The organism is Lysobacter oculi (genome assembly GCF_003293695.1).
Taxonomy (GTDB): domain Bacteria; phylum Pseudomonadota; class Gammaproteobacteria; order Xanthomonadales; family Xanthomonadaceae; genus Solilutibacter; species Solilutibacter oculi.
In genome coordinates, this window is sequence record NZ_CP029556.1 from 2,291,620 (window position 1) to 2,315,231 (window position 23,612).

The 23,612-nt window shown below is 69.6% G+C and carries 15 protein-coding genes and 2 pseudogenes; 13 read left to right on the forward strand and 4 right to left on the reverse strand.

Annotation, left to right across the window (positions count from 1 at the left end):
* The first annotated feature begins 24 nt into the window (after window positions 1–24).
* From DCD74_RS11035 to DCD74_RS11050, 4 genes and pseudogenes are all read left to right on the forward strand, one after another.
* Complete coding sequence (locus DCD74_RS11035; protein ID WP_112927355.1) at window positions 25–1,176, forward strand: efflux RND transporter periplasmic adaptor subunit; 1,152 nt, start codon at window positions 25–27, stop codon at window positions 1,174–1,176.
* The gene (locus DCD74_RS11040) at window positions 1,173–4,298 is read left to right on the forward strand and encodes an efflux RND transporter permease subunit (protein ID WP_237049599.1); all 3,126 of its coding nucleotides are present in this window, start codon (window positions 1,173–1,175) and stop codon (window positions 4,296–4,298) included. Before DCD74_RS11035 ends, DCD74_RS11040 begins: the two co-directional genes overlap by 4 nt.
* A gap of 118 nt (window positions 4,299–4,416) precedes the next feature.
* A pseudogene (locus DCD74_RS11045) lies at window positions 4,417–4,887 on the forward strand (DUF421 domain-containing protein); the annotation flags it as partial.
* A gap of 163 nt (window positions 4,888–5,050) precedes the next feature.
* Complete coding sequence (locus DCD74_RS11050; RefSeq protein WP_112927357.1) at window positions 5,051–7,021, forward strand: GGDEF domain-containing protein; 1,971 nt, start codon at window positions 5,051–5,053, stop codon at window positions 7,019–7,021.
* A 10-nt stretch (window positions 7,022–7,031) separates the two neighbouring features.
* On the opposite strand, the gene hemF is transcribed toward DCD74_RS11050, so the two are convergent.
* Window positions 7,032–7,970, reverse strand: a complete 939-nt coding sequence (hemF, locus tag DCD74_RS11055) for an oxygen-dependent coproporphyrinogen oxidase (RefSeq protein WP_112927358.1) — start codon at window positions 7,968–7,970, stop codon at window positions 7,032–7,034.
* Between the two features lie 28 nt (window positions 7,971–7,998).
* Window positions 7,999–10,374 (reverse strand): S9 family peptidase, encoded by a 2,376-nt coding sequence (locus DCD74_RS11060; protein ID WP_112927817.1) that lies wholly within the window; start codon window positions 10,372–10,374, stop codon window positions 7,999–8,001.
* A 143-nt stretch (window positions 10,375–10,517) separates the two neighbouring features.
* Between DCD74_RS11060 and DCD74_RS11065 the strand changes: the two genes are divergently transcribed.
* The 3 genes and pseudogenes from DCD74_RS11065 (at window position 10,518) to DCD74_RS11075 (ending at window position 15,171) form a co-directional block, all read left to right on the forward strand.
* Window positions 10,518–10,790, forward strand: coding sequence for a YcgL domain-containing protein (locus DCD74_RS11065; RefSeq protein ID WP_112927359.1), 273 nt, complete (start codon window positions 10,518–10,520; stop codon window positions 10,788–10,790).
* Window positions 10,783–14,195, forward strand: a pseudogene (locus tag DCD74_RS11070) (ankyrin repeat domain-containing protein). The gene DCD74_RS11065 and the pseudogene DCD74_RS11070 overlap by 8 nt, the downstream one beginning before the upstream one ends.
* Window positions 14,196–14,250: 55 nt before the next feature.
* Window positions 14,251–15,171: an energy transducer TonB gene (locus tag DCD74_RS11075; RefSeq protein ID WP_112927360.1), complete on the forward strand. Its 921-nt coding sequence runs from the start codon at window positions 14,251–14,253 to the stop codon at window positions 15,169–15,171.
* Between the two features lie 73 nt (window positions 15,172–15,244).
* On the opposite strand, the gene rho is transcribed toward DCD74_RS11075, so the two are convergent.
* Together rho and trxA are read right to left on the reverse strand one after the other, a co-directional pair.
* Complete coding sequence (gene rho / locus DCD74_RS11080; protein WP_112927818.1) at window positions 15,245–16,918, reverse strand: transcription termination factor Rho; 1,674 nt, start codon at window positions 16,916–16,918, stop codon at window positions 15,245–15,247.
* A 204-nt stretch (window positions 16,919–17,122) separates the two neighbouring features.
* Window positions 17,123–17,449, reverse strand: a complete 327-nt coding sequence (trxA, locus tag DCD74_RS11085; RefSeq protein ID WP_112927361.1) for a thioredoxin — start codon at window positions 17,447–17,449, stop codon at window positions 17,123–17,125.
* 156 nt (window positions 17,450–17,605) lie between these two features.
* Here trxA and rhlB point away from each other — a divergent pair, with 156 nt between their 5' ends.
* The 6 genes from rhlB to rpoH all read left to right on the forward strand — a co-directional run bounded on the left by rhlB (window position 17,606) and on the right by rpoH (window position 23,563).
* Window positions 17,606–19,234, forward strand: coding sequence for an ATP-dependent RNA helicase RhlB (gene rhlB / locus DCD74_RS11090; RefSeq protein ID WP_112927362.1), 1,629 nt, complete (start codon window positions 17,606–17,608; stop codon window positions 19,232–19,234).
* A 127-nt stretch (window positions 19,235–19,361) separates the two neighbouring features.
* Window positions 19,362–20,051, forward strand: a complete 690-nt coding sequence (gene ftsE, locus DCD74_RS11095) for a cell division ATP-binding protein FtsE (protein WP_112927363.1) — start codon at window positions 19,362–19,364, stop codon at window positions 20,049–20,051.
* Window positions 20,044–20,979, forward strand: a complete 936-nt coding sequence (gene ftsX, locus DCD74_RS11100; protein ID WP_112927364.1) for a permease-like cell division protein FtsX — start codon at window positions 20,044–20,046, stop codon at window positions 20,977–20,979. Before ftsE ends, ftsX begins: the two co-directional genes overlap by 8 nt.
* Window positions 20,979–21,827: a response regulator gene (locus tag DCD74_RS11105; RefSeq protein WP_112927365.1), complete on the forward strand. Its 849-nt coding sequence runs from the start codon at window positions 20,979–20,981 to the stop codon at window positions 21,825–21,827. The genes ftsX and DCD74_RS11105 overlap by 1 nt, the downstream gene beginning before the upstream one ends.
* Window positions 21,824–22,540, forward strand: a complete 717-nt coding sequence (gene ung / locus DCD74_RS11110) for a uracil-DNA glycosylase (RefSeq protein ID WP_112927366.1) — start codon at window positions 21,824–21,826, stop codon at window positions 22,538–22,540. The genes DCD74_RS11105 and ung overlap by 4 nt, the downstream gene beginning before the upstream one ends.
* A 144-nt stretch (window positions 22,541–22,684) precedes the next feature.
* Window positions 22,685–23,563 (forward strand): RNA polymerase sigma factor RpoH, encoded by an 879-nt coding sequence (gene rpoH, locus DCD74_RS11115; RefSeq protein ID WP_112927367.1) that lies wholly within the window; start codon window positions 22,685–22,687, stop codon window positions 23,561–23,563.
* Window positions 23,564–23,612: the final 49 nt, after the last annotated feature.

The following is a 23,612-nucleotide window of genomic DNA, read 5'->3' on the forward strand; positions in this document are numbered from 1 at the left end:
CCGATTCCCTCTGGGCCCCCGGCCATGCTCGTGAACCCCGCTGCCTCTTCGCGCCTGACCCGCGCCATCGTCCTCGCACTCGCGGCCACCCTCGCGGTCGGCGCCTGCAAGAAGGGCGAAGACAAGGACAAGGCGGCGGCCGAGGCGGCCAGCTCCGCGCTCCCGGTCAGCACCCAGCCGGCCATGAAGCGCGAGATGGCCAGCGGCCTGACCGTCTCCGGCCCGGTCTCGCCGGTCGAGGACATGCAGCTGGGCGTGGAAGTCAGCGGCCTGCGCGTGACCGCATTGAACGTGGATGTCGGCCAGCAGGTGCGTCGCGGGCAGGTGTTGTTGACGCTCGACCACCGCATGCTCGACTCCGACCTGGCCCAGGCCAACGCCGCCCTGCGCGAAGCCGAAGCCGGCGCCCAGCTCGCGCGTTCCAACCTGGCGCGTGGCCAACAATTGGCCAGCGGCAAATACATCAGCGCGATGCAGCTCGACGAACTGCGCGCCAACCGCACCGCCTCCGAAGCCCGCCTCGGCACCGCCCGCGCCGCGCGCGATGCCTCCGCGCTCCGCCGCAGCTTCGCCGACCTGCGCGCACCCGCCGACGGCCTGATCAGCAAGCGCCTGGTGCAGCCGGGGCAAGTGGTCGCCGCCGGTTCGCCGCTGATGCACCTGATCAAGGACAGCCGCCTGGAATGGCGCGCCGAACTGCCGGCCAGCCAGCTCGCCAGCGTCAAGCCGGGTGACGTCATCCGCCTGACCACCGAAAAGGGCGAACCGGTGGAAGGCCGCGTGCGCGCGGTCAGCCCCGGCGTGGATGCCACCACCCGCACCGGCACGGTCTTCGCGGACCTGCCGGCCGGCCTGCTCCAGTCGGGTGCGTTGCAGCCCGGCGCGTTCCTGTCCGGCCGCGTCGATACCGGCGTGTCGGAGGTGATCGCCGTGCCGGAGAAGGCGGTGGTGCCGCGCGACGGCTTCCCCACCGTGTTCATTGTCGATGCCGAATCCACCGCGCGTCCGCGCCGCATCGAGACCGGCGGCAAGGATGGCGGCTACGTCGAAGTGCGCAAGGGCCTTGAGTCCGGCGCGCAGGTGGTGGTCGAAGGCGCCGGCTTCCTCGGCGATGGCGACAAGGTGCGCGTGGTGCCGGCGTCCGCAGCGGCCGATGCCGCGAAGGCCACCCCGTGAGCGGCACCGGCACGCCGCCGCCGCCCGCCGCGGGCGAACGCAACACGCTGGCGACCTGGGGCATCCGTAACCCGGTCCCGGCGATGATGCTGTTCTTCGTGCTGTGCGTGGCCGGGTTGTGGGGCTTCCACAAGCTGCCGATCGCGCGCTTCCCCGACATCGCCTTCCCGATGACCGTGGTGACGATCAGCCAGCCGGGCGCCTCGCCTTCGCAGCTGGAAACCGAAGTCGCCCGCAAGGTCGAGGACTCGGTGGCCACGCTCGACAACGTCAAGCGCGTCACCTCCACCGTGGTCGAAGGCGTATCCACCACCGCCATCGAATTCAACCTGGACGCCGACCTGATGACGGCGCTCAACGACACCAAGGACGCGGTCACCCGCATCCGCATGGACCTGCCGCAGGACATCCAGGAACCGATCGTGTCGAAGGTGGAGATCGGCGGCTCGCTGCTCACCTACGCGGTGGCCGCGCCGGGCATGGCCGATGACGAGCTGTCGTGGTTCGTGGACCGCTACGTCACCCGCGCGCTGTACGGCGTGGACGGCGTGGCGGCGGTCAACCGCATCGGCGGCGTGGACCGCATGGTGCGCGTGGACCTGGACCCGCAGGCGCTCGAAGCCTATGGCGTCACCGCCGGCGAGGTCTCGCAGCAGCTGGCGCTGACCCAGGTCGAACGGCCCGGCGGCAAGGCCGAACTCGGCGGCGAATCGCAGACCATCCGCACCATCGCCACCGTCGCCGACGCGCAGCAGCTGGCCGATTTCAGCATCACCCTGGGCGATGGCCGCTCGGTGCGGCTGTCGTCGCTGGCGCGGGTGCACGATGCCACCGCCGACGCCACCCAGCTGGCGCTGCTCGACGGCAAACCGGTGGTGGGTTTTTCGATGTCGCGTTCGCGCGGCGCCGACGAACTGCTGGTCCGCGACCACGTCAAGGACGCGCTGGCGACGCTGGCGAAGGAGCATCCCGGCGTGTCGTTCCAGCTGATCACCGACATGACGCAGGAGACCGAGGACTCCTACACCTCGTCGATGGAGATGCTGTGGGAAGGCGCGCTGCTGGCGCTGGCGGTGGTCTTCCTGTTCCTGCGTGACTGGCGCGCGACCTGGGTGAGCGCGATCGCGTTGCCGCTCTCCATCATCCCCACCTTCGCGGTCATCCACTGGCTGGGCTTCTCGCTCAACATGATCACGCTGCTGGCGCTGAGCGTGGTGGTGGGCATCCTGGTGGATGACGCGATCGTCGAGATCGAGAACATCGTCCGCCACCTCGGCATGGGCAAGAAGCCGCTGGAAGCCGCGCGCGATGCCGCCAACGAGATCGGCGTCGCGGTCATCGCCACCTCCGCCACGTTGGCCGCGGTGTTCGTGCCGGTGGCGTTCATGCCCGGCATCCCCGGCAAGTTCTTCCGCGAGTTCGGCTGGACCGCCGCGACCGCCGTGATGTTCTCGCTGCTGGTGGCGCGCCTGTTGACCCCGATGATGGCGGCCAACCTGCTCAAGCCGCATCCCGACAACGTCGCCGATTCCAAGGTGATGAAGCGCTACCTGGGCTGGGTGGACTGGGTGCTGCACAACCGCTGGAAGACGCTGGGCATGGCGACGCTGTTCTTCATCGCCTCGCTGGCGCTGGTGCCGTTCATCCCCGCCACCTTCATTCCGCCGGCCGATTCCGGCCGCAGCATGCTGTCGCTGGAACTGGCGCCGGGCACGCGCATCGAAGACACCACCCGCGTCGCCGAACGCGCCCGCGTGTTGATCGATGACATCCCCGAACTCAAGCAGGTGTTCACCCAGATCGGCAGCGTTCCGAACCTGGGTGATCCCGGCAAGTCCGGCGATGCCAGCGTGCGCAAGGCGGTGATGACGCTCGACTGGGGCAAGGTCGATGACCGCGACCGTGGGCAGAAGACGCTGGAACAGGCCGTGCGCGACCGCGTGTCCAGCCTGCCGGGCGTCAAGACCAGTTACCTCAGCACCGAGCCGGGCGAGCAGATGATGCTGGTGCTGGCCGGCGACGATCCCAACACGCTCGAAGCCGCCGCCGCCGCGGTGGAGCGCGAGGTCCGCGCCAATATCAAGGGCATCGGCAGCGTGTCGTCCACGGCATCGTTGCTGCGTCCGGAACTGCAGATCCGCCCGGACCCGGCACGCGCCGCCGATCTCGGCGTGTCCACCTCGGCCATCGCCGAGGCCGCGCGCGTGGCCACCGCCGGCGACTACACGCAGCGCATGGCCAAGCTCAACCTGCCGGACCGGCAGATCCCGATCCGCGTCGGTTTCGCGCGTGATGCGCTGGAAGACCCGGCCACCATCGCCCAGCTGCGCGTGCGTGGCCGCGCCGGTGCAGTGCCGCTGGAGGCGGTGGCCGACATCGACGCCGGCAGCGGCCCGTCGGTGATCAGCCGCTACAAGCGCCAGCGCAACATCACCATCACCGCCGAACTCAACGGCCGTCCGCTGGGCGACGTGATGAACGAGGTGCAGAAGCTGCCTTCGGTGCAGAAGGTGCCGGCCGGCGTGTCCTTCATCAACACCGGCGACGCGGAGATCTTCGTCGAGCTGTTCTACGGCTTCGTGCTGGCGATGATCGCCGGCATCGTCTGCATCTACATGGTGCTGCTGCTGTTGTTCAAGCACCCGATGCAGCCGCTGACCATCCTCGCCGCCATCCCGCTGTGCGCAGGCGGCGCGTTCGGCGCGTTGCTGATCACCCAGAACATGCTGTCGCTGCCGGCGTTGATCGGCCTGTTGATGCTGATCGGCATCGCCACCAAGAACTCGATCCTGCTGGTCGATTACGCGGTGATGGCCGAAGACCAGCACGGCATGAGCCAGCACGATGCGTTGATTGATGCCTGCCGCAAGCGTGCGCGCCCGGTGATCATGACCACGCTGGCAATGGGCGCCGGCATGATGCCGCTTGCACTCGGCATGGCCGAAGGCACCAGCTCCACCTTCCGCGCGCCGATGGCCTGGGCGGTGATCGGCGGCCTGATCACCTCGACCGCGCTCAGCCTGATCGTGATTCCGGCCACCTACACCGTGCTGCACGACATCGGCGACTGGCTGGCCGGCAAGTTCCGGCGCGACAAGCCCGCGGCGCCCGCGCACGCCTGACCCGGGCAGCCCGGCCATGTGCCGGGCTGGTCGTTTGTGGGGGGCATGGGGATGCGCAGTCCGCGTCTCGACGCTGCGCCGGGCGTGCTAGAAATGCACATCCGCACCGGAGCCCGCCATGGCCGACCTGCTGCATCTCTCCGCACCGTGGTGGCATTTCGTGCTGCGCGCGATCGTCATCTACGTGATGGTGATGGTGCTGATCCGGGTTTCCGGCAAGCGTGCGGTCGGCCAGTTCACGCCGTTCGACCTGGTGCTGCTGATCCTCATCGGCAACGCGGTGCAGAACGGCTTGAACGGCGGCGACAACTCCATCGCCGGCGCATTCATCCTGGCCGCCACGCTGATCGTGCTGAACTACGGCGTGGCCTTCGCCACCTCGCGCTCGCAGCGCGCCGAGCACATCGTCGAAGGCGTGCCGCGGGTGCTGGCGCGTGACGGCGTGCTGTTCAAGGAAGTCCTGCGCGAGGAACTGGTGAGCGAAGCGGACTTCCTGGAATCGCTGCGGATGAACAACGTTGGCGAGATCGACGATGTCGCGCTGGCCCTGCTGGAAACCAATGGCAGCATCAGCGTGATCTCGCGGCAGGGCGATGGCGAGGCGCGTGCGGCAAAATACATCCAGGTGCTGCCGGTGCGTTCCCTGCGCCGCCATCGCCGCCACCGACGCACGCCCGGGCATCCCGAAGGCGGGTAGGGTGGTTGAACGCGTTCGGGGGGGCGCACGCTTGTCACTGATCCGATCCACTTCCATGGCATGGCCGACGCGCCTGAAGCGCGTGCTGCTGGCGTGGCTGCTGCTGGCCTGCTGCCTGCCCGCGTTCGCCGCGACGGATTGGCCGCGCTGGCAGGCCGAACTGGTACGCCTGCACCAGGACGCGATCCCGCGCGATGAAGTGCGGCGGCGCTTCATCGAATTGCAGAAGACCTTGCCACCCGACCCGCCGTATCCGGTGCAGCGCGAGGCGGCGCGGGTCGCGTTGCTGCTGTCCGACAGCGAGGGCGATGCGCGTGCCCGGCGCGAGGCGCTGCGCACGCTCGCGCTGCGCAACGGCGACGAGGACACCGCGCGGCTGATGCGGGTGCAGGAGATTTTCGACAGCCACGTCGACGACAACATCGAGGCCAGCCTGCACGCGCTCGATGCGCTGCGCCTGGAAACGCAGCCGGGGACGCCCGAGCTGCGCAACCAGATCGCCATGGCCTATGCCTACATGTACTGGGATGTCGGCAACTTCGAGCTCGCGTTGCGCTATCTGCTGCAGGCGCGTGACCTGGCGCCCACGCTGCCGGGACGCAATCCCGAACGGATGACCGAGCGTGGCGAAGGCATCGCCCGGCTCTACGTCGACATGCAGGACGCACCGCGCGCGCTGGCCGAGCTCGACGCGCTGGAACGCGACCTGCCGGCGGCGTTGTCGGAAAGGATGCGTACCCATCTCGCCGCCACGCGTGGCGCCGCGCTCATCGTGTCGGGGCAGCCGCGGGTGGCGATGGACGTCGTGCAGCAGGGACTGCAGGGCGTGGCGCCGCTGGACCCCGGCAACGGCCAGCAGCGGCTCCGGCAGGCGCTCGCCGAAGCCCACCTCGCGCTGGACCAGCCCGAGCTCGCGCTCAAGGCGGCGAACGAGATGGTCACGGCCAGCCGCGATGGCGCGCCCTATTTCCAGGCCGAGGGCCAGATCCTGCGCGGTGCAGCCCAGTCACGGCTGGGGCATGTCGAGGAAGGGCTCGCCTCGATGCAGCAGGGCATCAATTATTTCCGTCGTGCCGCGCAGTTCGTCGCCCTGCGGCGCGGGCTGGGCCGCAAGGTGGATGCGCTGGTCGCCGCCGGTCGTCCCGCCGATGCGCTGGCCGCGCAGCGCGAGCAGTACGACCTGTCGATGCGCCTGTACAGCAGCAACCGCGCGCAGGGTGTCGCGCGCCTGCAGGTGGAGGAGGACGTGGCCCGCCGCGAAGACGAGATCCGCCGGCTGTCCACGGAAAACCAGTTGCAGGAAGCCCGCGTGCGCGCGCAGCGCGGCAGCAAGCTGGCGTGGATGGTGGTGAGCGTGCTCGGTGGTGGCGTCATCCTGCTGCTGGCCCTGCTGTTGCGCAGCACCCGCCGCCAGCGCGAAGCCTTGTGGAAGGACGCGCTCACCGGCGCCTTCACCCGCCATCACCTGGAGCGCTGGCGCGCCGGCCATCGCCTGCATGCGCCGGCGCGACGCGCGCTGGTGCTGATCGACCTGGACCACTTCAAGGCGATCAACGACCAGCATGGCCATGCCGCCGGCGACGAAGTGCTGCGGGGTGTCGGCGCGCGCCTGCGCGGTGAGCTGGATCGCCACGGCGAACTGTTCCGCTGGGGTGGCGAGGAGTTCCTGCTGGTGCAGGACGTGCCGGCCGATGCCGACATCGAGGCCTGGCTCGCGCGCCTGCAACGCGTGGTGCAGCGGGACACGCCGTGGGCCGGACAGATGCTGCGGGTCAGCGCATCGATGGGCTGCCTGGTGCTGGCGGGCGAGGATGCCGAGGACGCGCGTTTCGACACCGCCGTGCGCCTGGCCGATACCGCGCTCTACATGGCGAAGGCGGAAGGCCGCGCCTGCGCGATCCGTTTCGTGTTCGCGGGTGAAGGGCTCGATGCCTGGCATCGGCAGCCGCCGTGCCGGCGCGATGAACTGCAGGCCTGGCGCGAGCGGGGCTGGGTGCAGGTACGCCGGGTGCCCGCGCCCGATTAAAACGCGGCGCTCAGCCCAGTTCGGCGAGCCAGTCGCGCGGGCGCAGGTAGTCGGCAAGCCGCGCCTCGGCGCTGCCGGGTTCCGGCGCGTAGCCGTATTCCCAACGCACCCGCGGCGGCAGGCTCATCAGGATGCTTTCCGCGCGCCCGCCCGACTGCAGCCCGAAATGCGTGCCGCGGTCGAACACCAGGTTGAACTCGACGTAGCGCCCGCGCCGGTACAGCTGGAACTCGCGTTCGCGCTCGCCGTAAGCCGTGTCTTTGCGGCGTTCGACGATCGGCAGGTAGGCGACGAGGAAACCGTCGCCGACCGCGCGCAGGTAGGCGAAGTCGGCGTCCGCATCGTCATCCAGATCATCGAAGAACAGCCCGCCGACGCCACGTGTCTCGTCGCGATGCTTGAGGAAGAAGTATTCGTCGCACCAGCGCTTGTGCGCGTCGTAGCGCGCTTCGCCACCGAACGGCTCGCACAGTGCGCGGGCGACGCGATGCCAGTGCAGCACGTCTTCGTCATGCACGTAATAGGGCGTCAGGTCGAAGCCGCCACCGAACCACCAGGCGACGCATTCGCCGTCTTTCTCGGCGCGGAAGTGGCGCACGTTGGCGTGGGTGGTGGGGATGTGCGGATTGCGCGGATGGAAGACCAGCGACACGCCGACCGCGCGCCAGGCCGCGCCGACCAGTTCCGGCCGCGCGGCGGTGGCCGAAGGTGGCAGCGCCGTGCCCGACACATCGGAGAAGCCGATGCCGGCCTGCTCGAACACCGCGCCGTCGCGCAGGATGCGGGTGCGCCCGCCACCACCGAGCAGGCCGCCCGTGCCTTCGCGGGTCCAGGCGTCCTCGACGAAGCGCGCCGAGCCATCGGCGTCCTCGATGGCTGCGCAGATGCGGTCCTGCAGGTCGCGCAGGTAGCGGCGGACGGCGTCGAAATCGGGGGCGGTGTCGTTCATCGCCCCATTATCGCCGCAAGCCCGCGCCTCACTTCTTCAGCCTGCGCTCGAACAGTTCGTCGATGCGCCGGTATTCGTCGTACCAGCTCGACGGGTGCTTGAAACCGTGGCGTTCCAGCGGATACGGCGCGATCTCCCACTTGTCCTTGCGCAGCTCGATCAGCCGCTGCGCCATCATCACCGAGTCCTTGAAGAACACGTTGTCGTCGATCATGCCGTGCGCGATCAGCAGGGAATCCTGCAGGCCTTCGGCGTATTCGATCGGCGACGAGCGCCTGTAGGCCTCGGGGTCGAGTTCGGGCGTGTTGAGGATGTTGCTGGTGTATTCGTGGTTGTACTGCGACCAGTCGCTGACCGGGCGCAGCGCCGCGCCCGCCTTGAAGGTGCCGGGCGATTTCATCAGCGCCACGAAGGTCATGAAGCCGCCATAGCTGCCGCCGTAGATGCCGGCGCGGTCCTTGTCGCCCTGCTTGGTCGCGGCGAGCCAGTCCAGGCCGTCCAGGTAGTCCTCGAGCTCCGGCTTGCCCATCCAGCGGTAGATCGCGGTGCGCCAGTCGCGGCCGTAGCCGGCGGATGCGCGGTAGTCCAGGTCCAGCACGATGTAGCCCTGCTGCACCAGCAGGTTGTGGAACATCTGCTCGCGGAAGTAGTTGGGATAGCTCGCTTCCACGTTCTGCAGATAGCCCGCGCCGTGCACGAACATGACGATCGGATAGCGCCTGCCGGCTTCCATCTGCTTCGGGCCGTAGTACTTGCCCCAGACGGTGCCGGCGCCGTGCTTCGACGGCACCTGCACGTATTCCGGCTGCACCCAGTCGATCGACTTGAAGGCGGGCGTGCGGGTATCGGTGAGCTTCTTCAGGCCTTCGCCATCGGCGCCGATCACCGCGAGCTGCGGCGGCACGTAGCTCTCCGACCAGCGCAGCAGCAGCCTGGAACCATCGGGCGACTGGGTGAAGCTCTCGATGCCGTCGAGCGCGGTGACTTCGCGCACGCTGCCGCCACTCGCCGGCAATTTGCAGACTTCGTAATCGCCGGGCCAGCTGCGGTTGCAGCGGAAGTAGAAGCTGCGGCCATCGCGCGCGACCTCCACCGAAGACGCCTCCCACTTGCCCGAGGTCAGCTGCCGGCGCGTGCCGCCTTCGAGCGTGTAGAGGTGTGAGTAGCCGTCTTCCTCGCTCAGGTACCAGAGCGTGCGGCCATCGGGCAGCCAGCCGAATTCGTTGAACGACCAGCCGACCCACGCCGGATCGGTCAGCCGGTGCCGCGACTGCAGTGCGGCGTTGGCCAGATCCACCGAGGCGATCCAGCGATCCTTGTTGTCCACCGCGCGCACCAGCAGCGCCACGTTGCGCGAATCGCCGCTCCAGTGGATCGCCGGGCCGCTGCCGTCGCCATCGGTTTCGATGCGCACCGCGCGGTTGCCCTTCAGCGGGTCCTGGCCGGCGGCCTTGCGCATCGCCGCCAGCGGATCGGTGGCGATGCCGGGCAGGCCGTCGAACTTCAGCTCGCGCACCGCGCCCGAAGCCACATCCACCAGCCACAACCGGTTGGGCAGCGGATCGCCGCGACCGACGCGCGTGCGCACTTCCTCGAATTCCTCGTAACCGGATTCGGTCACGTACTTCGGCATCTGCCCGCCCTTGCCGGCATCCGCGCCCTTCTCGGTGGTGACCACGATCAGCCAGCGGCCGTCCGGCGACAGCGCGCTGTCCTGGATGTCGACGTTCTTGCCGAGGTAGAGCGGGGCCGGCGCGCGGCTCGGGTCGGCACTGCGCCAGGCTTCGTCCTGCTGGCGCGCGGCGTCGCGGCGCGCGGCTTCGTCCTTCAAGGTTTCGATGAGGCGGAGCTGGCGGTCGCGCAGGTCGTCGGCCTTCGGCGTCTTGCCGGGGCTGTCGGCGGCCTGCGGCGAGGCCGCCTGCATCACCAGCCGGCCATCCCATCGATACCAGTCATTGCCCTGGCGCCAGACCAGCCCGCCGTTGTCCGACCATTGCGGGCGCGATTCCGCCGCGTTGCTGCGGGTGAGCTGCGTCAGCGTGCCATTGCCGAGATCGCGGACGAAGAGGTCTCCGTTGCGGATGAAGGCGCTGCGTTGGCCGTCGCGGCTGTAGACGGCGGATTCGCCATCGAGCTGGGCGCGTTCGCCGCCGTCGATGCGCGTGGCCGCGCCGATGCCGTCGATGCCGACCCGCCAGGTGTCGCGGATCGTCTCGCCGTCGCGCTTGAGCTTGAAGTCGATGGCGCGGCCGTCCCATCGCCACCACGCGCCTTCGACGCCGGGCCCGATCCAGTCCGGGTCGGCCATGATCTGGCGCATCGTCAGCGGTTGCGAAGGCTGCGCCTGTGCGTGGCAGGCCAGGGCGAGCAGGGCGAAGGCGAGGGCAGGGCGAAGTCGGGGCATGCGCATGCGTTGGGGCCGGGAAAACCCAAGGCTAGCGCACAAGCCCCGGCACGGCCCCGCGTTCAGCCGCCGTGCGCCGCGCCGAAGGTGGGCACTGCGGCGGAATTCGCGCACAATTCCGGGCATTCCCCCTTGATGCGCCCATGCTCGCCTACGTCTACAAAAGCCGGAAACGTGCCGACACCTATGTGTATCTGGCCGAACGCGAGGATTTCGCGCTGCTGCCCGACACGCTGCGCGCGCAACTGGGGCCGCTGGACTTCCTGCTCGAGGTCGCGCTCACGCCCGAACGCCGGCTGGCGCGTGGCAACCAGCGCGAGGTGATGAAGAGCCTGGAGACGCAGGGCTTCCACCTGCAGCTGCCGACCACGCTCGCCGCCGACCCGATGAGCGAGGACTGGGGCACGGATGCCTGAGACCGCGCGCACCCGCGCCTCGCGCCGCTGGCTCGCCCTGCCTGGCGCACTCGCGCTGCTGGCCACCCCGCAGCTCGGCATCGCCGCGCCGCTGGCGGTGCTGGCCGGCCTGCTGCTGTGCGGGCTGGCGCTGGCGCGCGGGGACTGGAAGCCGTCGCTCAACGCACTCGCGCGGCTGTGGGCCGCCGGCCTGCTGTTAGCGGCTTTGTTGCTGGCGTGGCCGCTGACGGCCTTCGTGCGCGGTGGCAGCCTGTGGTCGGCGCTGGGAATTTCGGCGGCGAGTGGTGTCGTGCTGCTGGCGGCGTGGCGTGGCTGGCCGCTGTTCGCCCGCGCCCTGGCCGGCGAGTTGTCGGACATGCGTGACTGGCGCCGCGTCATCCAGCTCGATCCCGCCGCGTGGCGTGGCTTGAAGATCGCCGTGCCGGTGGCCGTGCTGCTGGTCGGCGGCATCGCCATCGGCTGGCCCGGTTTGTGGGCGATGCCGGTGCGCTGGACGCTCGCGGTGCTGATGGCGGTCATCGCCATCGTGCCGGTGCTGCGCCAGCGGCGCGAAGAGGCAGTGGTGCGCGTCGCCCGCGCCGAAGCGGAAACCCGCCAACTGCGCAACGCCGACCGCATCGAACTGGACACACTGTTCGCGCCGCCCGCCGCCGATGTGGTGGTGGATGAGGAGTTCGCGGCGGACGCGCCGGCATCGCCCATCCCCACGGAAACACTGTCGGCGGAAGCGGCCGACGTGCCGGCCGCCACCACATCCACCGAAGCATCGGCGCCCGTTTTTTCGCCCGAACAGATCGCGACCGCCAGCGCCGAGCTCTACGCCGCCGCCCGCGCCGGCCGCGTCGATCGCGCGCTGGCCCTGCTCGAATCCGGCGCCGATCCGCTGTCGCCGCCGCCCGCCGGTGAGCGCGACCAGCGCGGCCTGGCCCAGCTGGCCGCCGTGTTGCCCGACCTGCGCCTGCTGCGCACGCTGATCCAGCGCGGCGTGCCGCTGGGTGCCGAGGCGCGCCGGCTCACCCCGTTGCTGGCCGCCACCCGCGACAGCTGGCACGGCCGCCCCGAGGCGGTGATGACCCTGCTCGCCAATGGCGCCGACCCGCGCGCCCGCGACGACGAGGGCAACACGCCACTGCATCACGCCGCGCGCAGTACCGATCCGGGCGTGGCCGCGCTGCTGCTGGATGCCGCCGCCGAGATCGACACGCTCAACGACGCCCGCCAGTCGCCGCTGGCGATGGCCTGCCTGTCCGGCAACTGGCGGCTGGCCAAGTTCCTGTCCGAGCGCGGCGCGAAGACGCATCCGGCCGGCGGCGATCCGGTCCTGCTGGCCGCGGCCGCCACCGAAGAAGACGACCCGGCCGGCGTGCAATACCTGCTGCGCCACAAGGCGGCGGTCAACGCGCGCGGCGCGGATGGCCGCAGCGCCCTGCACCACGCCGCGGCGGCCGGCCATGTCGCCATCGTCCAGACCCTGCTCGATGCCGGCGCCGATGCCCGCCAGCGCGACGATGCCGGCCTCGATGCCTGGCTCGCGGCGGCGGGCAGCGGCCAGCAGCCGGTGCTGGAAGCCTTGCTGGAAAACGGCGCCGACCTCTCCGCCGTGGATGCCGAAGGCCGCGATGCGCTGATGCGGGCGATGGACGAAGGCCAGGCCAACGCGGCGCTGGCACGCTGGCTGCGCGAACGCGGGCTGGACACCGAGCGCGTTGATGCCCAGGGCACGAGCGCCGTGCAACGCGCGGTCGCCGCCGGTCGCTGGGCGCTGGTCGGCGCCATCGATCCCAATTACCCGCTGCCCACCGTCGATGGGGCGGATGACGCCGCCGAAGTCGCCCGCCCGCCGATGCAGCTGCTCGCCGAAGCGCTCGCCGCCGCCGACCGCGAGGCCATCGCGCGCAGCGTGACCTTGCTCAGCGCCGATGAGCGCGGGCGTGCGCTGGTGGAGGCGGCTTCGCTCGACCCCGCACGCATCGCCCTGCTGCTGCCGCATCGCCCCACGCTCGAAGCCCGTGGCCCTGATGGCGACACCGCCGTGTTCGCGCTGCTGGCCAAGGCCGGCCAGCCCGAGTCCCGCGCGATGCTGCGCGAACTGCTGGCGGCGGGCGCATCGCCGGCCGGCGCCGCGGGCCTGGCCCGCTATCTGGCCGCCTGCCTCGCCGCCCGCGTGCCGGAGACCGAAGGCCAGCAGCTCGCGCTTGAACTGCTCGCGCGCGGTGCTGACACCTTCGCGCCGCATGCCAGCGGCGAATCGCCGCTGCTGCTCGCCCTGCGCCTGGGCTGGCTGCCGCTCGCGCGCGGCCTGCTGGAGCGTGGCGCCGATCCCAACCAGGCCGACGAACGCGGCCTGACCCCGCTGCATGTGGCGAGCGCGCTCGGCCTGGAGTCGATCGTCCCGCTGCTGATCCGCCACGGCGCCCAGCCCGCTGCCCGCGCCGGCGACGGCCAGACCGCGCTCGGCGTGGCGCTGGCCAGTGGCCGTCGCGAGCTCGCCGGCTGGCTCGACTGGCGCGGCTGGCCGCATCCCGGCCGGGCGCTGCGCGCCAGCGATCTCGCCTCCGCCGCGATCCTCGGCGATGCCGACGCGCTCGGCCGCCTGCTGCATTTTCGGTTTCGACGTCGACACCCGCGACGCCCAGGGCTGCAGCGCCCTGCTGCGCGCCGCCGGCGGTGGCCACGAGGCGGTGGTGTCGCGCCTGCTCGCCGCCGGCGCCGATGCCGGGCTGGCCGCGGAAAGCGGCGCCACGCCGTTGTCGGCGGCGGTGAGCATGCGTCACCTCGGTGTCGTCGATGCGCTGCTGGCGGCGGGCGCGGATGTCGAACAACGCCTGCCCGGCGACGTCACTGTGCTGATGCTGGCCTCCGCGCTTGGCCTGCCCGACATGGTCTCGCGCCTGCTCGCCGCCGGCGCCGACCTGCACCTGGGCGATGCCGAAGGCCTCAAGCCGATGCATTGCGCCGCGCTGTTCGGCTTCGCCACCCACGACCGCGCGCGCCTGCTCGCCCTGTTCGACACCCTGCACCTGGCCGGCGCCGAAGCCGACGAAGCCACCGTGACCGGCCTCACCCCGCTGCTGTTGCTGCTCGGTGCGCGTGCCGAACCCGGCGCCGCCTGCGACGAGGACGTGCTGGTCGCCGGCCTCGAACGCCTGCTCGAAGAAGGCGCCACCCTGCCGATGCAGGACCAGCGCGGCTTCGGGCCGTTGCACCTCGCCGCCCTGCACGGGATGGGCCAGGTGGTGCGCGTGCTGCTGCGCCACGGCGCCGACCCCAACCTGCGCGACCGCCTCAACCGCACCCCCGCGCGAGATCGCCGCGATGCGCGGTTTCATGGATGTCGCCGCCGAATTCGCCAGCGATGCCGGCACCCCGTCGATGGCGCGTTTCCTGCGCGAACCCGGCCGCTGACTCGCGCCGCGTCACCGGGCCGTGGCACCATCGGCCCATTCCACGGAGGGGCACGATGATGAAGTTGAACGTGATGCCGCTTGGCCTGCTGCTGGCGGCCTGCGTGTTGGCCGCGCCGCTGCAGGCGCAGACTGGCAAGAAGCTGCCGCAGGCGGCCATCGAGGTGGCCAAATCCGAATCGGTGATGTCGATGCGCGTCGATGGCGAACTCCTGATCTCGCCTGAAGGCGAAGTCCGGGAGCACCGCATCACCACCGAAGTGCCGTCCGGCATCAAGGCCATGATCGACAAGAGCATTGCCGGCTGGCGCTTCAAGCCGATCACCGACGATGCGGGCAAGCCGGTGCTGGCCAAGACCTTCATGCGGTTGACGTTCGTCGCGCGGGAAGCCGCCGGGGACGACTACACGGTGACGCTCGAGAACGTCCGTTTCCACGACGGAAAGAAACCCGACTACCGGGGAGCGGCGCACGAAAAGGGTATCGATGTGGTGACCACCGCGCGACCCAAGTACCCCGCGCTCATGCTGGCCAATAACGTCAATGGCTCGGCGCTGGTGCAAATCTTGTTCGATGCCGAGGGCAAAGTGGAGGACGCGATCATCGTGCAGTCGGCCATGTTCAACGTGCGCGGCCATTCGGATGTGCTGGAGCAGGCAGTGGCGGAGATGGAGAAGGAATCCCTGCGCGCAGTGAGGCGCATGCGCGTCGCGTTCGGCCCGCAGGCCGATCTTGACGATCCGCGTTCGCGCTCGGGCTATCTGGCCATCAACTATTGGATGGAAGGCAAGCGCAACGATTCGAATGAGTTGCGCCAACCGGGCAAATGGCGCCAGGAACAGCGTGGCCCGCTGCGCGCCGCCGTGTGGCTGGGCGATGCCGCACGCGTCGGTATCTCCGACGTCGATGGCACCGAGAACCTGATGTCCGGCGAGAAGTCGCTGATCAAGCCGCTGTCGGGCGTCCCAATGCTCTGACCGCCGCGACATCGCCCAACAAAAACGCCCCGGTATCCCGGGGCGTTTCCTTTTGCGTCGCGGCGTTCCGGACTCAGCGCTTCATCGAGGCGAAGAACTCGTCGTTCGACTTGGTCTGCTTCATCTTGTCGAGCAGGAATTCCATCGCGGCGATCTCGTCCATCGGGTGGATGAGCTTGCGCAGGATCCAGATCTTCTGCAGCAGGTCCGGTTCGATCAGCAGGTCCTCGCGGCGGGTGCCGGACAGGTTGACGCCGATCGCCGGGTACACGCGCTTCTCGGTGATGCGGCGGTCCAGGTGGACTTCCGAGTTGCCGGTGCCCTTGAACTCCTCGTAGATCACCTTGTCCATCGCGCTGCCGGTATCGACCAGCGCGGTCGCGATGATGGTCAGCGAACCGCCTTCCTCAACATTGCGCGCGGCACCGAAGAAGCGCTTCGGGCGATGCATCGCGTTGGCGTCCACGCCGCCGGTCAGCACCTTGCCGCTGGACGGCAGCACGTTGTTGTAGGCGCGGGCGAGGCGGGTGATCGAGTCGAGCAGGATGACGACATCCTTCTTGTGCTCGACCAGACGCTTGGCGCGTTCGATCACCATTTCCGCGACCTGCACGTGGCGCGCGGCCGGTTCATCGAACGTGGACGAGATGACTTCGCCGCGCACGGTGCGCTGCATTTCGGTCACTTCTTCCGGGCGCTCGTCGATCAGCAGCACGATCAGGTGCACGTCGGGATGGTTGTAGGTAATGGCCGATGCGATCTGCTGCATCATCATCGTCTTGCCGGCCTTCGGCGGGCTGACGATCAGCGCACGCTGGCCCTTGCCCTGCGGGGCCATCAAATCGAGGATGCGGCCGGTGATGTCTTCGCTGGAACCATCGCCGCGCTCCAGCTTGAAGCGCTTGCGCGGGAACAGCGGCGTCAGGTTCTCGAACAGGGTCTTGTTCTTCGACGCCTCGATCGGCTCGCCGTTGATGGTATCGACCACGTTCAGCGCGAAGTAGCGCTCGCCGTCCTTCGGCCAGCGGATGCGGCCGGCGATGTGGTCGCCGGTGCGCAGGTTGAAGCGGCGGATCTGGCTCGGGCTGATGTAGACGTCGTCCGGGCCGGCCAGGTAGCTGGCCTCGGCCGCGCGCAGGAAGCCGAAGCCGTCCGGCAGGATCTCCAGCACGCCGTCGGCGGCGACGCCTTCGCCGTGGCGGGTCAGCACCTTCAGCAGCGCGAAGATGATGTCCTGCTTGCGTGCGCGGGCCACGCCTTCATGGATCTGCAGCTGTTCGGCGATGTCGAGCAGCTTGGGCGCCGGCATCCGCTTCAGATCGGACAGCGAGTACTGCGGGAAGTCTTCCGGCACCTGCGGGTGCGGGCGCGGCACGAAGGCCTCCTGCGCGCCGAAGTCGTCCGGGAAACCCTGGTCGCGCTGGCGGTCACGCTGGCGGTCGCGGCGGTTCTTGAAGCGCTCGCGGCGATTGTTGTTGTTGAAGCGCTGGCCGTCGTCGCGCGGCTGGCCGTTGCCGTTCTGCGCACCGTCGTTCTGGCCCTGGGCTTCGGGGGCACCGGCCTCGCGCGGGGCCGATTCCATCGGCGGCGGGGCGGGCGGGGTATCGGTCACCGGCACGGCCGGCGAAGGCGAATCCGGCGGGGTGGCGTGGGCGGCATCTGCCTCGGGACGGGCCTTGGGTGGGCGGCCGCGACGCTTGGGCGCGGGAGCCTCGGGGGTCTGGGTGTCGTCTGACAAGCGGGAAATCCTTGCAATGGCGAGCGCCCTGAGCGGGTCGGAGGGCGTCGTGGGGAGTGAATCAGAAGGGTGCGGCGCTGCGGGTCTGCAAGGACGGGACGCGCCGGACAGGCGGAAATTAGCACCGTGGCCGCGGCGCGGCAAGCCCGTGGATGTGGAAGCGGCCGCACAGGGCGGCCGCGGTACAGGTTCCGGAATGCGGGGTTTCGCGGCTCAGAGCGACCGGTCGATCAGCTGGGCCAGCTGCGGCTTGCCGACGGCGCCGACCTGGGTGTCCTGCACCTGGCCGTTCTTGAAGACCAGCAGCATCGGAATGGAGCGCACGTGGTACTTGAGCGCGGTGGCCTGGTTCTGGTCGATGTCGACCTTCACCACCTTCGCCTTGCCGGCGTATTCGGTGGCCAGCTGGTCGAGCGCGGGGGCGATCATCCGGCACGGGCCGCACCACGGGGCCCAGAAGTCCACCAGCACGGGCACGTCGGATTCCAGCACCTGCTGGGTGAAGTCGGCATCGGTGGCGTGGATGACGTTGTCGCTCATGGGGACTCCGGAAATGGCGGAAGGGGGGCGTCTTGCTAAACTGGGGCGTTATCGCGGCGGTTTCAAGCCCGCCTCAACGCCCGCGCGGCACCGTTCACGAGTCTGCGGCGCGCCCCATCGTCTTGCAAGCGCGCCCTTCGCGCCGACCGGGAATCCATGTCCGACAAACCGCTGACCGACGTCACTTTTTCCTCCTTCGGCCTGCATCCGAGCCTGCTCGCAGGCCTCGAAGCCGCGGGCTTCACCCGCTGCACGCCCATCCAGGCGCTGACTTTGCCGCTGGCGCTCGCCGGCCGCGACGTCGCCGGCCAGGCCCAGACCGGCACCGGCAAGACGCTGGCCTTCCTGGTCGCCGCCATCAACCGCCTGCTGACCCGCCCGGCGCTGGCCGAGCGGAAGCCGGAAGACCCGCGCTGCCTGATCCTGGCCCCGACCCGCGAGCTCGCCATCCAGATCCACAAGGATGCGATGAAGTTCGGTTCCGACCTGGGCCTGAAGATCGCGCTGGTGTACGGCGGCGTGGACTACGACAAGCAGCGCGCGCAGCTGCAGGCCGGCGCCGACATCATCATCGCCACCCCGGGCCGCCTGATCGACTACGTCAAGCAGCACAAGGTGGTCAGCCTGCACGCCTGCGAGGTCTGCATCCTGGACGAGGCCGACCGCATGTTCGACCTCGGCTTCATCAAGGACATCCGCTTCCTGCTGCGGCGCATGCCGGTACGCACCGAGCGCCAGACCCTGCTGTTCTCGGCCACGCTCAGCCACCGCGTGCTGGAGCTCGCCTACGAGCACATGAACGAGCCGGAGAAGCTGGTCGTCGAGACCGAGCACATCACCGCCGCCAAGGTCCGCCAGAAGCTCTACTACCCGGCGGACGAGGAAAAGCTGCCGCTGCTGCTGGGCCTGCTGTCGCGCAGCGAAGGCGCGCGGACCATGGTCTTCGTCAACACCAAGGCGTTCGTCGAGCGCGTGGCGCGGGCGCTGGAACGTGCCGGCTACCGCGTCGGCGTACTGTCGGGTGACGTGCCGCAGAAGAAGCGCGAGTCGCTGCTGAAGAAGTTCCAGGCCGGCCAGCTGGAAATCCTGGTCGCCACCGACGTCGCCGCGCGCGGCCTGCACATCGATGGCGTGTCGCACGTCTACAACTACGACCTGCCGTTCGATGCCGAGGACTACGTTCACCGCATCGGCCGCACCGCGCGGTTGGGTGCGGAAGGCGACGCGATCAGCTTCGCCTGCGAGCGCTATGCGATGTCGCTGCCGGACATCGAGGCCTACATCGAACAGAAGATCCCGTCCGAGCCGGTCACGCAGGAACTGATGACCGCGCTGCCGCGCAAGCCGCGCGAAGGCGTGGAAGTGGATGCGGCCGAAGGCGAGTCGATCGGCGAGATCTTCCGCGAGGCGCGTGAGCAGAAGGCCGCCGACGACGCCAAGCGCGGCATCAAGCCGCGTGGCGGTGCCGGTGGCGGGCGTGGCCGCGAAGGCGAACGCCGTGGCCCGCGTCGCGAAGGCGATGCCCCGCGTGGCGAACGCAGGCCGCGCACGCCGCGCCCGGTCGAGGCGGGCACCGAAGCCGCATCGTCCATCCCCACCGCCGCCGTCACTGAAGGTGTCGACAAGGCACCGCGCAAGCGCCGCCGTCGCCGCAGCGGCAAGCCGGTCGAGCGCGGTGGCGAACACGTCGCCGAATGCCGGCAACGTGCAGGCCGGTGGCGCAGGCCAAGCGCGCGCTGGAAACGCCGGCCCCGGCCGCCGTGGCCACCGGCAAGGACTCGCTGATCTCGCGCATCGGGCGCGGGCTGAAGTCGCTGGTGACGCGCGGACCTTCGCGCCAGCACTGAAGGACTGCGACGGCCGGCACCCGCCGCGCCGTCGCCACCTGCCGGTTGGCAGGCATAATCCACGCATGGCCATCCTCCGCTTCGACAACGTGAGCAAGCGCTATGCCGGTGGGCAGGAAGCGTTGAGCGAAGTGAGCTTCGGCGTGGAGCCGGGCGAGATGATCTTTGTCACCGGCCATTCCGGCGCCGGCAAGAGCACCCTGTTGAAGCTGATCCAGCTGGCCGAACGGCCGAGCCGCGGCGCGGTGCTGTTCGACGACAGGAATCTGCTGAAGGTGGGCGGGCGGAAGATCGCGCTGCACCGGCGCGAGGTGGGCGTGGTCTACCAGAACCACCAGTTGCTGACCGACCGCAGCGTCTACGAGAACGTGGCGCTGCCGCTGATCCTGCGCGGCATGCGCCGTGGCGAGATCGGCAAGCGGGTGCGGGTGATGGTGGAGCGGATGGGCCTGGGCGGGCGCGAGAAGGCGCTGCCCACGCAGCTGTCCGCCGGCGAGCAGCAGCGCGTCGGCATCGCGCGGGCGCTGGTCGGCGAGCCGCGCCTGCTGGTGGCCGACGAGCCGACCGGCAACCTGGACCCGACGCTCTCGGCCGAGATCATGGAACTCTTCGCCAGCCTGCCCGAGCGGGGCACCAGCGTGCTGGTGGCCAGCCACGACCTGGGCCTGGTCAAGCGGATGCGCAAGCGCGTGCTGGTGCTCGACCACGGCAAGCTGGTGGACGACATCGCGCCGGAGGATCTGGCCGATGAATAAGCCGCAGGTCTCCGCCACCCGGTCCGGCCTCGGCACCTGGTTCGACCACCACCTGTATTCTCTGATGGCGAGCCTGGGCCGCGCGGTGCGCAAGCCCTGGGCCACGCTGCTGACCATCGGCGTGATGGCGGTGGCGCTGTCGCTGCCGGTCGGCCTCGGCCTGATCCTGCAGAACGTGGAGCGCTTCGCCGGCAGCGTGCAGGCCTCGCGCGAGATCAGCGTGTTCCTGAAGCAGGACACCTCGCTCGAACGTGCGCGCGCGCTGGCCGAGGAACTGCGCGGCCGCGCCGACATCGCCAACCTGGTCTGGAAGACGCCGGACGAGGGCCTGGCCGAATTCCGCAGGACCAGTGCATTGGGCGACGCCATCGACCAGCTCGACGGCAACCCGCTGCCGCATCTCTACATCGTCACCCCCAAGGCCGACGAACTGGCGCTGGCCGACCACCTGCGCACCCTGCCCGAAGCCGAACAGGTCCAGCACGACGCGGTCTGGCGCAAGCGCCTCGACCAGTGGCTGCAGTTCGGCAACCGGCTGGCCTGGGTGCTGGCATTGCTGCTCGGCCTCGGCGCGGTGCTGGTGGTCGGCAACACCGTGCGGCTGGACATCCAGTCGCGCAAGGAGGAGATCGGCGTGCTGCAGCTGCTCGGCGCCACCGACGGCTTCATCCGCCGGCCCTTCCTCTATCTCGGCGCGTGGTACGGGCTGGCCGCCGGCGTGGTCGCACTGGCGCTGCTGACCGCCGCCAACCATTACCTCGCACCGCCGCTTGCAAACCTGGCGGCGAGCTACGGCAGCCGCTTCGCGCTGCAGGGCTTCAACCCGCTGCAGGCGCTGGTCGTGGTGGCCGCGGCCGGCCTGCTGGGCTGGCTCGGCGGCGGCCTGGTCACCGGCCACTACCTGCGCCAGACGCGCCCGGAACGCTGATGACCCGCCACGACCTTCGGCATGTGGTGTCGGACGCCCCGCGCGTGATGGTGGTGGATGGCTCGAAGCTGGTGCGCAAGCTGATCGGCGATGTGTTGGCGAAGGAGCTGCCGAACGCCACCGTGTTCGACTGCGACAGCGTCGCGTCCGCACGCACCCAGCTGGCGGCGGGCGATGTCGACCTGGTCACCACTTCGCTGGCCCTGCCCGATGGCGACGGCCTGGCGATCGCCGATGCGGTCCGCGCTTCCGCCGGCCAGGCCTACGTGCCGGTGATCGTGGTTTCCGGCGAGGCGCAGGCGCGGCTCGAAGCCCGCACCCTGGGCGAGGAAGTCACCGACTACTTCGACAAATCCCTCGGCATGGGCGCGCTGGCCACCTTCATCCGCGGCTACGTCTGCCCGAAGACGGTGCCCGGCGCGCACGTGCTGTATGTCGAAGACAGCCGCGTCGTCGCGCTCGCCACCAAGCGCATGCTGGAATCGCAGCAGCTCAAGGTGAGCCATGTCGCCAGCGCCGAGGACGCCATCGCCTGGCTGGATGCGCGCGCCGCCGAAGGCGATGCGCCGGGCTGCGACCTCGTCCTCACCGACCTCTACCTGACCGGCCAGCTCACCGGCAAGGACGTGCTGGCGCATGTGCGTGAACGCATGGGCTACGGCAAGCGCCGGCTGCCGGTGCTGGTGATGACCGGCGACGAGAACGCCAAGAACCAGCGCGAACTGATCCAGTGCGGTGCCAACGACCTGGTGCTGAAACCCATCGAGGAACGCCTGCTGGTGACCAAGGCGCTGTTCCAGCTGCGGCTGGCGGCGATGCCGGAGGCCGTCCGGCGCGCCACGGCATGAGCGACGCGCGCGAACTGCGCCTGGAGCCGTCGTGGAAGGCGCGCATCGGCGACTGGTTCGCCCGCGACGACATGCAGGCGCTGTCCGCTTTCCTGCGCCAGCGTCGCCAGGCCGGCGCCGTCATCCACCCTGCGCCGGGCAATATCTTCGCCGCCTTCGACGCCACCCCGTTCGATGCGGTCAAGGTGGTGATCCTCGGCCAGGACCCCTACCACGGGCCCGGCCAGGCGCACGGGCTGTGCTTCTCGGTGCTGCCGGGCGTGCCGGTGCCGCCGTCGCTCGTCAACATCTACAAGGAACTGGAGACCGATGTCGGCTTCGTCCGGCCCGGCCACGGTTACCTGATGCCCTGGGCCCGGCGTGGCGTGCTGCTGCTCAACAGCGTGCTGACAGTCGAGGACGGCCGCGCCGGCAGCCACCAGGGCAAGGGCTGGGAAGGCTTCACCGACCATGTCGTCGATGTGCTCAACCGCGAGCGCGAGGGCCTGGTCTTCCTGCTCTGGGGCAGTTACGCGCAGGCCAAGGGCAAGGTCATCGACCCGCGCCGGCACCGGGTGCTGAAGGCCCCGCACCCCTCGCCGCTGTCGGCGCACCGGGGCTTCCTGGGCTGCCGGCATTTCTCGCAGGCCAATGACTACCTGCGCCGGCGGGGAATGGAGGGGGTGGACTGGTCGCTGCCGGCCCGGATCGAGGCCGGTTCGGCCGGGGCTTGAGCCCTGTCATCCCGCCCCCACCTCCTGCTAACGGGGCGGATGCTTGAATCGCCATCCCGGGGGCCGGACCGCCGCATGAACGGACGGGAAAGCCCCGGTCCAGGCTGTTAGCACTCCCCTCCCACGACTGCTAAAATCACGCGCATGAATGCAACGGTTGCCACGTACCCGCTGATTCCCAACAACCTGCCGGTTCCGAGCGCCATCGGGTCGCTCGAGTCCTACATCGGCGCGGTGCACCAGATTCCGGTATTGAGCGTCGAGGACGAGCAGGACCTCGCGCGCCGCCTGCGCGAGGACAACGACCTCGGCGCGGCCCAAAACCTCATCCTCGCCCACCTGCGCTTCGTGGTGCACGTCGCCCGGGGCTACAACGGCTACGGCCTGCAGCTGGGCGACCTCATCCAGGAAGGCAATGTCGGCCTGATGAAGGCGGTCAAGCGCTTCGACCCGGACATGGGCGTGCGCCTGGTGAGCTTCGCGGTGCACTGGATCCGTGCCGAGATGCACGAGTTCATCATCAAGAACTGGCGCATCGTGAAAGTCGCGACGACCAAGGCGCAGCGCAAGCTGTTCTTCAACCTGCGCAAGTCGAAGACGCGCCTGGGCTGGATGAACGCCGAGGAGGCGCGGACGATCGCCCAGGACCTCAACGTGCCGCTGGCCGAGGTGATGGAGATGGAAGCGCGCCTGTCGGGCCGCGACATCGGTTTCGATGCGCCGGAGTCCGATGACGACGACCACGCGCCGCCGTCGCCGGTCGCCTATCTCGCCGCCAACGACGAAGATCCTTCCGAAGCCTACGAGCGTGCCGACAGCGAGGACCACCAGCTGTCGATGCTGCGCGAGAGCCTGGCCACGCTGGATGCGCGCAGCCGCGACATCATCAAGCGCCGCTGGCTGGATGCCGACAGCAAGGTGACGCTGCAGGAACTGGCCGACGAATACGGCGTCAGCGCCGAGCGCATCCGCCAGATCGAGGCCAACGCGCTGAAGAAGATGAAGGCGCTGTTCGCGGCCTGATTGATCGCCCAGTGTTGAAGTGAAACGGCCCGGGAAACCGGGCCGTTTT

Excerpts from the sequence above, each read along its gene's own strand:
- DCD74_RS11035 (WP_112927355.1), top strand. The coding sequence starts at position 25 with ATGCTCGTGAACCCCGCTGCCTCTTCGCGCCTGACCCGCGCCATCGTC.
- DCD74_RS11050 (WP_112927357.1), top strand. The coding sequence starts at position 5,051 with ATGGCATGGCCGACGCGCCTGAAGCGCGTGCTGCTGGCGTGGCTGCTG.
- hemF (WP_112927358.1), bottom strand. The coding sequence starts at position 7,970 with ATGAACGACACCGCCCCCGATTTCGACGCCGTCCGCCGCTACCTGCGC.
- DCD74_RS11060 (WP_112927817.1), bottom strand. The coding sequence starts at position 10,374 with ATGCCCCGACTTCGCCCTGCCCTCGCCTTCGCCCTGCTCGCCCTGGCC.
- DCD74_RS11065 (WP_112927359.1), top strand. The coding sequence starts at position 10,518 with ATGCTCGCCTACGTCTACAAAAGCCGGAAACGTGCCGACACCTATGTG.
- DCD74_RS11075 (WP_112927360.1), top strand. The coding sequence starts at position 14,251 with ATGATGAAGTTGAACGTGATGCCGCTTGGCCTGCTGCTGGCGGCCTGC.
- trxA (WP_112927361.1), bottom strand. The coding sequence starts at position 17,449 with ATGAGCGACAACGTCATCCACGCCACCGATGCCGACTTCACCCAGCAG.
- rhlB (WP_112927362.1), top strand. The coding sequence starts at position 17,606 with ATGTCCGACAAACCGCTGACCGACGTCACTTTTTCCTCCTTCGGCCTG.
- ftsE (WP_112927363.1), top strand. The coding sequence starts at position 19,362 with ATGGCCATCCTCCGCTTCGACAACGTGAGCAAGCGCTATGCCGGTGGG.
- ftsX (WP_112927364.1), top strand. The coding sequence starts at position 20,044 with ATGAATAAGCCGCAGGTCTCCGCCACCCGGTCCGGCCTCGGCACCTGG.
- DCD74_RS11105 (WP_112927365.1), top strand. The coding sequence starts at position 20,979 with ATGACCCGCCACGACCTTCGGCATGTGGTGTCGGACGCCCCGCGCGTG.
- ung (WP_112927366.1), top strand. The coding sequence starts at position 21,824 with ATGAGCGACGCGCGCGAACTGCGCCTGGAGCCGTCGTGGAAGGCGCGC.
- rpoH (WP_112927367.1), top strand. The coding sequence starts at position 22,685 with ATGAATGCAACGGTTGCCACGTACCCGCTGATTCCCAACAACCTGCCG.